We start from the raw sequence: 13,254 nt of genomic DNA, 5'->3' as shown, positions 1-13,254 counted from the left end.
GTTTTAATCCTTTTGATGTAAAATGCATTCAGTATTTGACCATTACTTTTGTTTAAAGTTACTAAACAATTTACACGATGCCGAAATTACCATCATGGCTGGCTGATACAATGGAAAAAATAATCAGCAACAAGATATTTGAAGTTGAAGTGGCTGATACCAGGATGCTCAGCAATAATATTAAAGCAATCACATTTAAGGGAGATTTTTTAGATATGGATTTCATCCCCGGAAAAGAGGTTTTGTTTAGGGTAAATGCAAACGAATACAGACATTATACCCTTTCTGACTTTGATCAGGAAACAGGGACCTGCCGGATTATCTTTTTTTTAAACCGGAAAGGTACAGGAAGCAACTGGGCGGAAAATATAAAAATGGGCGATCACGTTAAACTTATTGCAGATCAGGCTAAAGTAAAGTATCATTTCGATTCCAACCAGCATTTCTTTTTTGGTGATGAAACCAGCATCGGTTTGTATGAATCTTTTGGTAAAACCGCGCAGGATTTGGCACAGGAATACTTCGGTATTTTAGAAATGAACGAAGAAAATGATCAGGCTTTGGCACAGCTCGGGTTATTGATTGACGTAGTACCTTCAAATATGATTTCCCCGGCAGAACATGCCATAGAATGGATGAAAAACATGCATCCCAAATGCTGGGAAATGTGGAAAGGGGCAAGCTTTTATCTTACGGGAAGAGGTAAATCGGTTCAAAAATTTAAAAAGTATCTCAAAGAGATGGGGGTTCATCACAAGCAAATCCAAACCACCTGTTATTGGGAAAACGGCAAAACCGGAGGCTAGTTACCTCGGAAAAACAAAAGCAAAGCCTAATGCCAGGGTTTGACTGGCTTGTATCCTGTTGGTGCCGGTATCTTCATCAAACAGGGCAATGCCGGTTAAACTGGTGTTCATGAAACGGTTGATTTTGGCTGTTAAGGCAATATCAAGTCTATGGTCAATTCTACCCCATCTAAAATCTTCATAAGGAATAAGCATCGCATAACGGGCCTTCAGGTTGGTATTGGTGAAAATGTCTTTGTCAAATGCAGATACGATCTGGAAGGCAAGGTCATTTTTAAACGTTTTACCATAGTCAACCCCATATACCGATGTTTTAGGTGGTTTAGTGGGGTCCGGGTCATTAAAAAGCTCCTGGTCTAACACAAAGGTCTGACGCGCTGTACCGGTACCAAACCGGGTGGAAAAATATTTGGATGGTTTATATTCGAAACCGATAGATTCGGTTAAGTAACCCGGGCCCATAAATTTCGAAATCAGTGTAGCGGTTTCAGTCCCGTTTACGGTAGCATAAGAAAAACCGTTATCAAATTGCGATTCAAAGTTGATGGAACCGAAGAAATACCAGTTTTTAGATAATTGAAATGATGCCTTGTTGTCCCAGAAAATCCTGTCATTCGTTTTCTTTTGCAGCTGGTCTTTATTTTTGATTTTGCCATATTGCAAAATCACTTCACTTACATAACTATAATTATTTTTATTGTATTCTGCTTTCCAATTCAATAAACCTCCAACCGCAACTGAGTTTACACCACCACCTTTCCAGTTATCGCTGAACTGCGCCTGGTTAACGTTTATTCCTATTGATGTGGTGGTTTTCCAATAATTTACTTTTGCATTAACAATATAAGGGGGGATTTTTACCGGTTCAAAGTTTAAAGGCCCCTGCCTGTTCGGTAACGGACTCCGTTTTAATTTAATATTCAGGTCTTTCGTATTGATCGGAATAGTGTCAATTTCCTGTGCATATAAATCTATAGAGCAGATACTTAGAATAAGGATTAGGGCAGCTAAACAATTCTTCATGGGTTACAAAGAAAACGAAAAAAATTATAGATCAAAAGTTTTAAGAGAATGAATCACGGGTTAATGATGAATTTTGTACTTAAAAGCCAAACATCACAGCAGCTTTATCCATCCATACCAGTTCTGTTTTTTAAGATAGTTTATATCTGATTCATAATGGTAGGCTTCCTTTTCAAAAACAATGCTTAAATAGGCCTTACGGTGCTCCTGATACCGAATGAAATTAATTAAATAATTAACCAGGTATAAAATATAGAAAGGTAAAATCAATAATTCCAGCTGTTGCCGGAGGTGGATTTTTTCATGGTTAATGATATCCTGGTCCTGTTTAAGCCTTTCATTTTTGAGCAGTATGAACGGGAAAATAGCCATGCCTGCCGCGGGTAAGTTTTTTACAATCAAAATGGGTGCTTTCACAGTTTCTCGATTGTTATTTTTGGTAACTCGGGCAATTGTAAGGCTTTGGGATTCAGTCGGTAACTCCTGTAGGCATTTTTGATGAATATATTAAAGGAATAATCATCGGCATCCAGTACAAACTGGTACGTTGGCCTGTATTGCTGCATGAAATCAATCAGTTCTGTATCTTTTATGCCCAATACCTGCTGCACTAAGTTAGGGTTAAAACGATAGCTGATTAAATCTTCATGATAATCCTTTTCCAGTATCTTCTGAAGATGACGGGCATTTCTACCCTGTTTACTCAATAAATTATAAATGGCATCAATACCTAAGCCAACACCTCCGGTTCCCAGATTAATCAGATCTTTGCTGCTGCCTTTTTTGGTTTGATAACGGTATTCCTGAACCGATTTTTCGTAAAGCTGTTGTGGAGTTAACCTTTTTTGCTGAATAACCACATCCCTTAACCTGATGCCCAAAGATTTCAATTGAAAATAGGCTGTCGGCTGACCGTGAAAAACCAATGTATCTACACCATATCCTGAAAGAGCGGCTACCAGAGTATCACCGGGAATGGCTGCAGTGCTAAACTCCCCTTTTGTATTATTATACAGCCCATCACCGGTACGGAGGTTATAGATATAAACTTTTGCCAAACGCTGTTTGCTTTCTTTATCAATAACGAGGCCCTGCACAGGTTTGGTTTGTGCATGAGTAAGCATCGAAAAGAAGCTGAGTACTAAAAATGTTAAGGCAGCAAAAAGTTTCATGAGTTTACAAAACTACAAATATCCTGTGCGGAATGTTCTGGCTTAACATTATTTAACCTTAAGCACCTGGCCAAGTCTGATACTGTCAGTGGTTATTTCATTAAGCATTTTCAATTCATCCACAGTCAGGTTAAATCTTTTTGCAATATTATATAAAGTATCACCTTTAACCACCGTATAAGTGCCGTCTGCTATGATGGGTTTGGCGCCTGGCGGCGGGGTTTCAACCGGAGCAAACTTTTCTTTTTCTTTAGGGATGTTCTGATTGATTTCAGTAAAAACACGATCCTCCCTGGCAATTTTTTGTTTTTCGCTTTCCGGCTGATCGTATTGATACAACTGGTATTTTTCAATCACGCCGATTAATAAATCAGGATATTTTGGATTGGTGGCATAGCCGGCCGTTTTTAAACCCTGGGCCCAGCTTTTATAATCATTTCTATCCAGCTGAAATAAAAAACTGTAACGTTTCCGCTTCAAAAATTCAGAGTGATCCCTGAACGATTCGCGGGCATCTTTATATACCCGGAAGCAATCGTTTTTTTGGTCGTCATCACGGAAATAGTTTTTTCCCTTCCATTCCGAAGTGCATTTAATTCCGAAGTGATTATTGGCATATTTGGCTAAATCACTGTTTCCGCTGCCCGATTCCAGGATGCCCTGCGCCAGGGTTATACTTGCAGGGATTCCGTTAGCAGTCATTTCCTCTACGGCAACAGCTTTAAATTCGTCTATATAACTTAGGGTATTATAGCTTTTATAAGTATTATTATTGGCTTTGTTTGCCGCCTTTTCAATCTGTTTATTGTTTTTGGAATATTTACGTGTTCCGCAAGAACTTAAAATCAATACGGCAAAAGCAATATATACGAAGTTGAATTTCATGGTAATGATCAGGGATTAATTGATTTGGGCAATGCTATCTCGGGGGGATTATAACTTGATTTTTTGTCCGGGCTTTAGCTTAATACTTTTCAGGCCGTTTTTTTTCATAATGGTTTTAACCGTTGTATGTTTCTTTTTGGCAATCAGATTTAAATTGTCACCAGCTTTTACAATATATCTTCTTGAAGATACATGCCTTTTTTTGTGGTGGTAAAGGGGTTTGGCATGAACAGGTTCAATATAATCTGCAGGGCGGTCATCATACTGATAAAGCTCATATTTTTTAACTAGGTTAATGACTTGACTTGCCCAGGTGCGGCTTTGTGCATAACCAGATCTTTGAATACCCCTGGCCCAGCCCCTATAATCATATTGATCGTATTTGTCGAACAGGCTATTAAATGGTGCACGTGTTTCCATGATTTCTACAAAGTGATTGTAAGAATCCTCGTCACTTGCATAATCCCGGTAGGCCGAATGAATTTCGGCATTGTTGTTAGGGCCTTTAACCCCAAAATGATTGTTCAGGTGTTGCGCTACCCTGCTGTTTCCCGCTGCCGATTCATGAATAGCCACCGCCAGAATAATACTGGCCGGTATTTTATGGTCATGCATGAGTTCTTGTGCACATTCTACATGCTCGGAAATATACTCATCTGTATCCTGTGCTTTAATAATAATTACACTAAAAAGTAGGAGGCAAAATGTAAATATGATTTTCATGTTCTTCTGGTTAATCAGTTAACTGATATTTTGTGTAGTTAACCCGTTTTAAACAATTATATAGTTAATCCAGCTTTCTGATGACAAACAAGCCATCTCGTACGGGTAAAATTAATTTCTCCACGCGTTTGTCTGCAGCTATTTTGTCATTAAAGTCTGTAATGTTTTTCGTATCCTTATCCTGCTTATCCTGAAGTACTTTGCCGCTCCATAATACGTTATCCACAATGATAATCCCCCCCGGACGAACCTGGTCAAATATTAAATCATAATAAGTACCGTTATTTTTCTTGTCGGCATCTATAAATACAATGTCAAAAGTTTCGTCTAAATCAGTTACTGTTTTAGTGGCATCACCCAGGATATATTTAATCTGTTTATCATATGGCGATTGGGCGAAATGCTGCCGTACCATATCCTCCAGTTCAACATTAATATCCAAAGTATAAAGAATCCCATCTTTGGTTAAGCCTTCTGCGAGGCATAAGGTCGCATAGCCCGTAAAGGTGCCGATTTCCAAAATGCGCTTTGGTGCCATCATTTTACTCAGCATACTCAACACCCTGCCCTGGTAATGTCCGGATAGCATGCGTGGCATTAAAACCTTAAGGTTTGTTTCACGGTCTATTTGTTGCAGCAACTGGCTCTCAGGCTCGCAATAATGAATTAAAAGATCTTGTAAATCGTCGTTTATGAGGCTCATGTATTCGGTTATAAACGGTTGGTTTCCATAAAATATTGTAAAATGATGGTCGCGGCAATGGTATCTACGCGATCTTTATCCCTCCTGTCCATTTTTTTTAAGCCACTTTGCATAATGGCCTGATGCGCCATTTTTGAAGTAAAACGTTCATCAACCCAATGCTGCGGAATAGTAGGAAAAGCTTTTTTGAGCAGTGTAGCGAAACCCTTAACATGTTGTTTGGAATCTGAGTCCGTTCCATTCATTTGTTTTGGATCTCCAAGAACAAAGGCTTCTACCGGCTCTGCTACCAGGTATTTTTTAAGGTATTCAATCGCATCTTTTGGATGTACCGTATCCAAGCCGGTTGCAATAATCTGCAGCGGATCGGTAACAGCAATACCGATGCGTTTTGTTCCGTAATCAAAAGCCAGAATCCGGGCCATAAACTAGTTTTTACAGATGGCGGTTTGCATTGCGCATAAAGGCCATGTTAAAATTAAAAATCCAAAGGTAAGGTTTTTGAAATAATCACTAAACTTTGCATCTGATGTGTCTTTTTAATTTCAAAAAAGGGATGGTGAAACAAGTTCATCATGACAAATGTGTGATTCTCGTATCTATTTCTTATTTTGCCACCAAATGCAGTTTAAAGAAATTATTGGTCAGGAAAGAATAAAGCAACAGTTGGTACAAACGGTTAGGGAAAACCGGGTGAGCCATGCGCAGTTATTTTTATCGCCTGCAGGCGCTGGTGCCGTAGCGCTGGCCGTGGCCTATGCCCAATATATCAACTGCCATCATAAAAATGAACAGGACAGCTGCGGAGATTGTTCGAGTTGCAGAAAATATGAACGTCTCATTCACCCTGACTTACATTTCTCTTATCCTTTTTTCGCTTCAGCCAATACAAAAGTGGCTGTAGATGTGCTGGATGAGTGGCGGAATATGTTTCTGCATGATCCTTATTTTGATATGGATATCTGGCGCTCTAAACTGGATGCTGCAAACAAGCAAGCCAATATCCCCATTGCAGAATGCCATGATATCATCAAAAAACTGAGTTATAAAGCTTTCGAAGCCGAAACAAAGGTTTTAATTATGTGGCTGCCCGAATACCTGGATAAAGCAGGAAATGCCTTACTTAAATTAATTGAGGAGCCGCCTGCAAATACCCTCTTTATATTAATAGCACAAAGCCAGGATCAGATTTTGACCACTATTCTTTCCAGGACACAGATTGTCAAAATCCCGAAATTGAGTAATGAGGAGGTTTCAGGCTATCTGTTAGAAAACAGCGGTTTAACTGAACATCAGGCCATTGATTATGCCTTTTTAGCCGACGGAAATTTAATTGAGGCAAAAGCCCTGGCTGCAGATACTCAAAATGACAGTTCAGGTACCTTTACGGCCTGGTTAAGAATGGGCTTTGGCAATAAGGTTCCTGATTTAATAGATTTTACCGATGTGGCAGCAAAATGGGGAAGAGAGAACCAAAAGAATTTTTTAAGGTATGGCGTGAATTATTTACGTGAATGCTGTCTGATCATTAGTGGAGCAGAAGAACTGGTGAAATTACCTCCGCTTACACTGGATACCGCAAAAAAGTTAAGTACACATGTACTGAGTTTACCTATGGCAGAAGCCATCATTAGTGAATTGGAAAAGGCGCATTACCATATTGAAAGGAATGCAAACCCAAAAATTCTCTTTTTAGATGTATCTTTACAATTGGTAAAAATTATCAAGTTTAAAACGCTCCCTGCGGGGACTCAATATATATACAATTAGTTATGGGATGTGGAAGTTGTTCAACAGGTGGTGGTTGCACCCCTAATGGATGCAAGAGTAATGGCTCATGCGGTACCGGTGGGTGCCAGACAATGGAAGTGCACGATTGGCTGTCCAATTTGGATATGCCCTCCAATTATAAACCTTTTCAGGTTACAGAAGTAAAATTTAAGGGTTCTCGTAAAGAGTTTTTCTTAAATAATGATAACATCTACCTCGAAATCGGGGAGTTGGTTGCTGTTGAAGGACCAACGGGTGGTTTTGATGTAGGTCACGTTTCCCTTACGGGTGAACTGGTTCGCGTTCAAATGAAGCGTAGAAAGACGCCGATGGATCAGGTGGTAAAAAAGATTTACCGTAAAGCTACCGAAGCTGATGTAGAAAAATGGAATGCAGCGAAAGAAATGGAATGGGAAACCATGCATAAGGCTCGCAAACTTGCGTTAGACCTGCGTTTATCGATGAAAATCAGTGATGTGGATTATCAGGCAGATAAAACGAAAGCCACTTTCTTTTACACCGCCGATGGACGTGTGGATTTTCGGGAGCTGATTAAGAAAATGGCCGAAAGTTTCCGTATCCGCATTGAAATGCGCCAGATTGGAATGCGCCAGGAAGCTGGTCGTTTAGGTGGAATTGGCTCTTGCGGGCGTGAATTATGTTGCTCTACCTGGCTCACCAATTTCAAAACGGTTTCAACGGCTGCTGCCCGTTATCAGAACTTATCTTTAAATACCCTGAAACTCGCCGGCCAGTGCGGAAAGTTAAAATGCTGCCTGAATTATGAGCTGGATACTTATTTGGATGCGTTAAAGGATATTCCTGACCGTATTGAAAACTTAGATACCGAAGCAGGTTATGCACGTCATCAAAAGACGGATATTTTTAAAAAGATCATGTGGTTTAGTTACCAGGGTGATGAAAACTGGATTCCGGTTAAAGCAGCCCGCGTAAAAGAAATCATGGCCATGAACAAGGCAGGGAAAAAGGCACCTAATTTAAAAGAAGAAGCCGTTCAGATGGCTGCTCCTGTTGTGGTAGAGAAATCTTTTGACTACGAAAATGTTGTTGGGCAGGATAGCCTTACCCGATTGGATGAACGTTCAAAAGGTAAAAATAACCAGAACCGCAATCAGAAAAACAAAGGAAACAGCAACCAGAACAGAAGAGAAAGGATTCCTGCCGGGGATAAAAGCCCACAGGCCAATGCTAAACCTCAACAAGGAAATCCGAAACCACAGGCAAATAACAGACCTCAGCAAAACGGGCCTAAAGCACAGCAAAATGCAGGTATTAAGCCACAACAAGCTGTTCAGAAACCCCAGCAGGTTAACGGACCAAAGCCACAGGGCAACAATCCTAAACCACCAAAGCCAGTTGTAAAGGCCGAGGGCGAATCTATTGTGGATGGTACAAAACCAGAGCAAAGCAAAAATAAAAACAGGAACAACCGCCGGAAAAACAATAACCGCAGAAAAGATAATGGTTCAGAAAATAAACCTGCTGCTGAATAAAAAACAAGCTTATTTACTTGTTTTCCTGCTTGGTGCATCCCTTTTTCTGGGTTGTACTTCCAGTATTATCGATTCGAATGTTAAAGTTCCGGAAAGAAAGTGGACCTATAGAAACCATATTGTTAATGCCTTCGAAATAAAGGACAATGCCAAGCCTTATAATATCTATTTTAAGCTGAGACACACTGCTGATTACAAATATTCAAATATTTTTATTCTGGCTCATTTCAACACCGGAAAAAAGGTCATTACCAGGCGTTATCAATATAAACTAGCCAAAAATGACGGGGAATGGCTGGGGAGTGGGTCAGGAAATATTTTCAGCTATACACTTCCGATGCAAACCAATTTCCATTTTCCGACAAATGGAAAGTTTAGTATTGAAATTGAGCAGAACATGCGGGATAATCCCTTGTTGGAAGTAGTAGATTTGGGCATTTTAGTGGAAGAAAGCCAAAACTAAGCCAGAGCATAATCAGGTTCGTGAAGAAACGAACCTGATCAGATCATTGTTTATTTTACAAAAGCTGCAATAAGCTTTCAAGTTTCATACCCCTCGAGCCCTTTAGTAATACCAGGCTGTTTTTAATTTGCTTTTCCTGAAGATATGCGGCGGCTTCTGCAGGAGTTTGAAAAAAGGTAGCGGTAATTTCATTTTTAAAGGCATAAAAATCCTGCCCAATTAATATAATTTCGTCAATTCCACTTTCTGAAGCTTGTGTGGCAATAAGTTCATGCTGTTTTGCCGACTCTGGCCCTAATTCAAACATGTCGCCTAAAATTGCGATTTTATGATCAGCAGTTAGGGCTGAGAGGTTACCCAGTGCCGCAGACATGCTGCTTGGATTGGCATTATAAAAATCGCAAATCACCTTATTTTTTTCTGTTTTAGTAAGCTGGGAACGGTTGTTTTTAGGTTGATAACCTGCTAAACCTGTGTTGATTTGATCAGGACTCATATCAAAGAAGTCGCCGATGCAGATTGCTGCCAGGATATTTTCGAAATTGTAGCTTCCGGTTAAATTTGTTTTAACAGTTGAAGCGACGTCATGATTGGTCCAATCGATTTCAATGAAAGGATCACTGCTTTTTAAGCTTCCCTTAATGGTATTTCCATTTTCAGTACCGTAGTAAATGAGTTTGTTTAGGCCGGCTTTTGCACTCATTTCCCCCAGGTAAGCATTGTCACGGTTGATAAAAGTATAGCCGTTATGCACTTTAAGATAAGCATAAAGTTCTGCCTTGCCTTTTTTAACACCTTCAAATCCGCCAAAGCCATCTAAATGGGCCATGCCCACATTGGTAATGATGCCATGCGTAGGTTGGGTAATGGTACAAAGCAATTCTATTTCTTTCTGATGATTGGCGCCCATTTCAATCACCGCAATTTCCACATCCTTTGTAATGGATAAGATAGAAAGCGGTACGCCAATATGGTTATTCAGGTTACCGAAGGTGGCAAAAGTTTTGTATTGTTCTGATAGTACCGCATTAATCAGCTCCTTGCTGGTTGTTTTGCCATTGCTGCCGGTTAAACCAATTACGGGGATGTTTATTTGCTGCCGGTGATAGCGGGCCAGGTCCTGAAGTGCGGTAAGTACATCATCCACTAATAAACATTGGTCAGACGCAAATTTTTCTTCATCAATCACTGCATAAGCCGCACCTTTTTCAATCGCCTGGGTTGCAAATTCATTTGCGTTAAAGTTATCGCCTTTTAATGCAAAAAAGATGCAACCTGCAGTAATGTTTCTGGTATCTGTAGAAATAATGGGGTTTTTCTGGTAATGGCTGTATAACTTTTCAGTGGTAATCATGATTTTCATAAAAATTTACTGTAAAATTAAGCTTTCATCGCAACAAATAACAAATTAGTATATTAGATAAATTTATCTCCTCTATGAAGAAAGGCCTTATCCTCTTATTTTTTACTATTGCTTCCGTCTTTGTTGTTAAGGCTCAGGTAAAGTCGCCGGATGAATTTTTGGGTTATGAGCTGGGGTCACATTTTACCCCGCACTATAAGGTAGCCGAATACTTCAGGCAGACCGCAATTGCAGCACCTAAAAACGTAAAGCTGATTAATTATGGTAAAACCAATGAAGGCAGGCCTTTAATGGTTGCGGTAATTTCTTCTGCGGATAATATAGCCCGGATAGATGAGATCCAGAAAAATAATTTAAAGCTGTCATCTGGCGCAGCCAATAGTATTAATTTAAGCAGCCAGCCTGTAATTACCTGGCTGAGTTATAATGTGCATGGCAATGAGGCTAATTCTACCGAAACAGCAATGAGAATGCTTTATGCCCTGGCATCCGGCACCAATCAACAGGCTGCAAGCTGGCTGAAAAATACGGTAGTCGTGATTGACCCCTGCTTAAATCCGGATGGAAGGGATCGGTATGTAAATTATTTTAACAGTGTAGTTGGTAAAACACCTAATTCAGACCCTACGGCAAGGGAGCATATTGAGCCCTGGCCAGGAGGACGCTCCAATCATTATTATTTTGATTTAAACCGGGATTGGGCCTGGCAAACACAGGTTGAAAGTCAGCAGAGGCTGGCCTTGTATAATGAATGGTTGCCGCAGGTACATGTAGATTTTCATGAGCAGGGCTATAATGAGCCTTATTACTTTGCTCCGGCAGCAGAACCGGTGCATCAGGACATCACACCCTGGCAAAAAAGTTTTCAGGTCATTGTAGGAAAGAACAATGCTAAATATTTTGATGAGCAGGGCTGGCCATATTTTACAAAAGAGCGGTTCGACTTGTTATACCCTTCTTATGGTGACACTTATCCGCTATATAATGGCTCCATCGGAATGACCTATGAGCAGGGAGGGATCAGGGCTGGTTTATCTGTTGTTACCAATGATGGTGATACACTAACTTTAAAAGATAGGATTGCGCATCATTTTACCACCGGCATGTCTACCATAGAAGTTGCTTCTCAAAATCATAACAGGTTACTGGAAGAATATAAAAAATACTTTCAGCATGAAATAACCAGCAGCCCGGGGGTGTATAAAACCTTTGTCATTAAGGCCAGTAATTTATCTCGTCAAATGAAATTGGCTGAATTATTAAAAAAGAACAAAATTGAGTTTGCTTACGGGGGTGAAAAATCAGGGAAAGGATACGATTATGATACGCAGAAAGAAGAAAATTTTACGGTAAGCAGGAATGACTTAATTGTAAACCTGCAGCAGCAACGATCAGTACTGGCTAATGTTTTACTGGAACCACAGACGCTGGTGACGGATTCCAATACTTATGATATTACTGCCTGGGCTTTGCCATATGTTTATGCTTTAAAAGGCTATGCAAGTAAGGAAAACTTTAAGGGAAAATATCCTGATCCGGCCCTTGCTGAAGAGGTGGCAAATGATATAGAAAAACCTCTGGCCTGGTTATTTACCTGGGGAGCAGCAGAAGATGCGCAGCTTTTAAATGGTTTGCAGAAGGAAAATATTAAAGTCCGCCAGGCCGACCAACCTTTTACCGTTTCAGGCAAGGAATATCCTGCCGGGACATTAATCGTATTCCGGACAGAAAATGAAAGATCTGTGAAAGATTTAAGGGCAAAAATTGTACAGGTTGCCAGACAACTTAATAAGCCTGTGATGGGCATTACCAGTGGATTTGTAGAGAAAGGAAAAGATTTTGGATCGAACGTCTATCCTATCCTGAAGCAACCAAAAGTAGCTATTGTTTCAGGAAATGAAGTCTCTTCACTCGCTTTTGGTGAGGTTTGGTTTTACCTGGAACATGATCTCAATCTTGCTGCATGCATTATAACCGCTAAAGATATCAACAATTTAGATATCAATAAAGTGAATACCCTGATCCTGCCTGATGGTAGTTACAGTGCTTTTATTGGAGACGGCTTGACTTCCTGGTTGAATAAGGGGGGTAAACTGATTTTGATGGAAGATGCAATTGAAAGTGTATTGGATAAAAAAGGATTTGAGATTAAAAAGAAAGAAGTAATGGCTAAAAAAGATGAAAAGCCAGCACCAAATAAACTGCTTTTTAAGGATAAGGACAAAGATGATTATGAATTTGCAATTCCTGGTGCCATCTATAAGGTGAACTTTGATCCTACCCATCCTTTTGCGTATGGCTTGGGGAAAACCTATTATACCTTAAAAACCGATCGAAAAATATACGAACCATTTGCAGAAGGCTGGAATGTTGGTCTGTTAAATGATAAAAGCTTAATGGCCGGGGTAGTGGGTAAAAAAGTTAGGGAGGAGTTAAAATCAGGATTGCTGATCGGTGTACAGAATTTTGGCCGGGGAACAGTGGTTTACCTGGCTAATGATCCTTTATTCAGAAATTTTTGGGAAAGCGGAAAAACGCTTTTTAGTAATGTGGTATTTTGCAGATATTAAATAAATATCACATGGTTTAATTCAAACGAGTTTGCCCATAAAATTAAAATTGTAAAATATTCATTATTCTAATCACTTTTGCTTGTAATAATCTGTTTTTTATATTCAATAATTGAGTATTTTGTATTTTTAGCATGACTAAATATTAAAATTATTGAATATTTTTATGTTTTTTGATTATTTGGCTATTAAATCGCGTCTTTTCTTTAAAAATTTACTGATTTTTTAAGATTTTAATGAAAATTTAAAATTAAGACAGTGT

The 13,254-nt window shown here is 39.5% G+C and carries 13 protein-coding genes; 5 read left to right on the top strand and 8 right to left on the bottom strand.

Features of this window, described 5'->3' with window-relative positions; all coding sequences use genetic code 11:
- The first annotated feature begins 77 nt into the window (after positions 1-77).
- A complete protein-coding gene (locus CBW18_RS10470) occupies positions 78-806 on the top strand; it encodes a siderophore-interacting protein (protein ID WP_088301222.1) in 729 nt (242 codons plus the stop codon).
- Here CBW18_RS10470 and CBW18_RS10465 read toward each other — a convergent pair whose 3' ends face one another.
- The 7 genes from CBW18_RS10465 to ruvX form a co-directional block, all read right to left on the bottom strand.
- Complete coding sequence (locus CBW18_RS10465; RefSeq protein ID WP_088301221.1) at positions 807-1,829, bottom strand: DUF3078 domain-containing protein; 1,023 nt, start codon at positions 1,827-1,829, stop codon at positions 807-809.
- A gap of 93 nt (positions 1,830-1,922) precedes the next feature.
- Positions 1,923-2,246 (bottom strand): hypothetical protein, encoded by a 324-nt coding sequence (locus CBW18_RS10460; RefSeq protein WP_253249003.1) that lies wholly within the window; start codon positions 2,244-2,246, stop codon positions 1,923-1,925.
- Positions 2,243-3,001, bottom strand: coding sequence for a hypothetical protein (locus CBW18_RS10455; RefSeq protein WP_088301220.1), 759 nt, complete (start codon positions 2,999-3,001; stop codon positions 2,243-2,245). The genes CBW18_RS10460 and CBW18_RS10455 overlap by 4 nt, the downstream gene beginning before the upstream one ends.
- Positions 3,002-3,049: 48 nt before the next feature.
- Positions 3,050-3,886: a glucosaminidase domain-containing protein gene (locus CBW18_RS10450; protein WP_088301219.1), complete on the bottom strand. Its 837-nt coding sequence runs from the start codon at positions 3,884-3,886 to the stop codon at positions 3,050-3,052.
- 48 nt (positions 3,887-3,934) lie between these two features.
- A complete protein-coding gene (locus tag CBW18_RS10445; RefSeq protein ID WP_088301218.1) occupies positions 3,935-4,609 on the bottom strand; it encodes a glucosaminidase domain-containing protein in 675 nt (224 codons plus the stop codon).
- A gap of 64 nt (positions 4,610-4,673) precedes the next feature.
- Positions 4,674-5,312, bottom strand: a complete 639-nt coding sequence (locus CBW18_RS10440) for an O-methyltransferase (protein WP_088301217.1) — start codon at positions 5,310-5,312, stop codon at positions 4,674-4,676.
- Positions 5,313-5,320: 8 nt separating this feature from the next.
- A complete protein-coding gene (ruvX, locus tag CBW18_RS10435) occupies positions 5,321-5,737 on the bottom strand; it encodes a Holliday junction resolvase RuvX (protein ID WP_088301216.1) in 417 nt (138 codons plus the stop codon).
- 196 nt (positions 5,738-5,933) lie between these two features.
- Between ruvX and CBW18_RS10430 the strand changes: the two genes are divergently transcribed.
- Genes CBW18_RS10430 through CBW18_RS10420 form a run of 3 tightly spaced genes read left to right on the top strand, consistent with a single transcriptional unit; the run spans position 5,934 to position 9,059 of the window.
- Positions 5,934-7,082, top strand: coding sequence for a hypothetical protein (locus tag CBW18_RS10430; protein ID WP_088301215.1), 1,149 nt, complete (start codon positions 5,934-5,936; stop codon positions 7,080-7,082).
- Between the two features lie 2 nt (positions 7,083-7,084).
- On the top strand, positions 7,085-8,596 hold the full coding sequence (ricT, locus tag CBW18_RS10425; protein WP_088301214.1) for a stage 0 sporulation family protein: 1,512 nt from the start codon (positions 7,085-7,087) through the stop codon (positions 8,594-8,596).
- Positions 8,565-9,059: a gliding motility lipoprotein GldH gene (locus CBW18_RS10420; RefSeq protein WP_088301213.1), complete on the top strand. Its 495-nt coding sequence runs from the start codon at positions 8,565-8,567 to the stop codon at positions 9,057-9,059. The genes ricT and CBW18_RS10420 overlap by 32 nt, the downstream gene beginning before the upstream one ends.
- 55 nt (positions 9,060-9,114) lie before the next feature.
- On the opposite strand, the gene murF is transcribed toward CBW18_RS10420, so the two are convergent.
- The gene (gene murF, locus CBW18_RS10415) at positions 9,115-10,413 is read right to left on the bottom strand and encodes a UDP-N-acetylmuramoyl-tripeptide--D-alanyl-D-alanine ligase (protein WP_172406498.1); all 1,299 of its coding nucleotides are present in this window, start codon (positions 10,411-10,413) and stop codon (positions 9,115-9,117) included.
- Positions 10,414-10,496: 83 nt separating this feature from the next.
- On the opposite strand from murF, the gene CBW18_RS10410 reads away from it, so the two are divergent.
- Positions 10,497-12,992, top strand: a complete 2,496-nt coding sequence (locus CBW18_RS10410) for a M14 metallopeptidase family protein (RefSeq protein ID WP_088301212.1) — start codon at positions 10,497-10,499, stop codon at positions 12,990-12,992.
- Positions 12,993-13,254 lie beyond the last annotated feature (262 nt).

The sequence above is a fragment of the Pedobacter sp. AJM genome, assembly GCF_002197755.1.
Taxonomy (GTDB): Bacteria; Bacteroidota; Bacteroidia; order Sphingobacteriales; family Sphingobacteriaceae; genus Pedobacter.
Note: the sequence above shows the minus strand (reverse complement) of the source record. Positions and strands in the feature narration are given on the sequence as shown.

Bases quoted from the DNA above. Each gene is read 5' to 3' on its own strand.
- CBW18_RS10470 (WP_088301222.1), top strand. From the start codon at position 78: ATGCCGAAATTACCATCATGGCTGGCTGATACAATGGAAAAAATAATC.
- CBW18_RS10465 (WP_088301221.1), bottom strand. From the start codon at position 1,829: ATGAAGAATTGTTTAGCTGCCCTAATCCTTATTCTAAGTATCTGCTCT.
- CBW18_RS10455 (WP_088301220.1), bottom strand. From the start codon at position 3,001: ATGAAACTTTTTGCTGCCTTAACATTTTTAGTACTCAGCTTCTTTTCG.
- CBW18_RS10450 (WP_088301219.1), bottom strand. From the start codon at position 3,886: ATGAAATTCAACTTCGTATATATTGCTTTTGCCGTATTGATTTTAAGT.
- CBW18_RS10445 (WP_088301218.1), bottom strand. From the start codon at position 4,609: ATGAAAATCATATTTACATTTTGCCTCCTACTTTTTAGTGTAATTATT.
- CBW18_RS10440 (WP_088301217.1), bottom strand. From the start codon at position 5,312: ATGAGCCTCATAAACGACGATTTACAAGATCTTTTAATTCATTATTGC.
- ruvX (WP_088301216.1), bottom strand. From the start codon at position 5,737: ATGGCCCGGATTCTGGCTTTTGATTACGGAACAAAACGCATCGGTATT.
- CBW18_RS10430 (WP_088301215.1), top strand. From the start codon at position 5,934: ATGCAGTTTAAAGAAATTATTGGTCAGGAAAGAATAAAGCAACAGTTG.
- ricT (WP_088301214.1), top strand. From the start codon at position 7,085: ATGGGATGTGGAAGTTGTTCAACAGGTGGTGGTTGCACCCCTAATGGA.
- CBW18_RS10420 (WP_088301213.1), top strand. From the start codon at position 8,565: ATGGTTCAGAAAATAAACCTGCTGCTGAATAAAAAACAAGCTTATTTA.
- murF (WP_172406498.1), bottom strand. From the start codon at position 10,413: ATGATTACCACTGAAAAGTTATACAGCCATTACCAGAAAAACCCCATT.
- CBW18_RS10410 (WP_088301212.1), top strand. From the start codon at position 10,497: ATGAAGAAAGGCCTTATCCTCTTATTTTTTACTATTGCTTCCGTCTTT.